The 605-nt window shown below is 41.5% G+C and carries 1 protein-coding gene; it reads left to right on the forward strand.

Annotation, left to right across the window (positions count from 1 at the left end; genetic code table 11):
* Positions 1-234 precede the first annotated feature (234 nt).
* The gene (locus tag QOS01_RS10420; protein WP_222258183.1) at positions 235-489 is read left to right on the forward strand and encodes a hypothetical protein; all 255 of its coding nucleotides are present in this window, start codon (positions 235-237) and stop codon (positions 487-489) included.
* The last annotated feature ends 116 nt before the right edge of the window (positions 490-605 follow it).

Here is a 605-nt window from a genome sequence, read left to right on the forward strand (position 1 = left end):
GAGGTAACACCATTAAAGACCTTGATGGGTTTTTCTGTCCACTTAAATGTTCAACTTAAATTTTACAATCTGCCATATTATAGGAAAGTGATAATACAATTACTTATTTCAGTAAATTTGTTAAAGGGAGGATGGCGCCATGCGTGATAATTTAAGGGTTTCTTATCTAACCGCCCTCTTCTTTTTTATCGTTGTCGTAATTTACGCTAATCTTGGTTAACGGGGGATTCTTTCTTGCAACGGCTAAAGCACATCTGGGAGTATATCGTTCATCATAAGTGGTCGAAGGACATCTTGCGGGCCAACCTGCTATACATCGTCCTCGTCCTCCTTTATGAGCTGTGTCATTTTGGCCTAAAGCCGGTCAGTTTAGGGGCCGGGATTAAGATGTGGCTATTGATGAACCTCTGCTTATTTTTCAAGCTGGTCCTCGATATAATCGACCGCCTAATTAAGTTACGGGCACGGGGTGAACCACGCGGCCATTAATGACCGCGCTTCTGGGAACATAAAGTAGTATTTAGGATATTATACCTGTATTCAAGATACCTAACTTACAGAACTCCACTCTTTTACCATGGCTAGTCCCTAGCCAATAGCTTTTA

Source organism: Limosilactobacillus avium, assembly GCF_947381485.1.
In the GTDB taxonomy this organism is placed as follows: domain Bacteria; phylum Bacillota; class Bacilli; order Lactobacillales; family Lactobacillaceae; genus Limosilactobacillus; species Limosilactobacillus avium.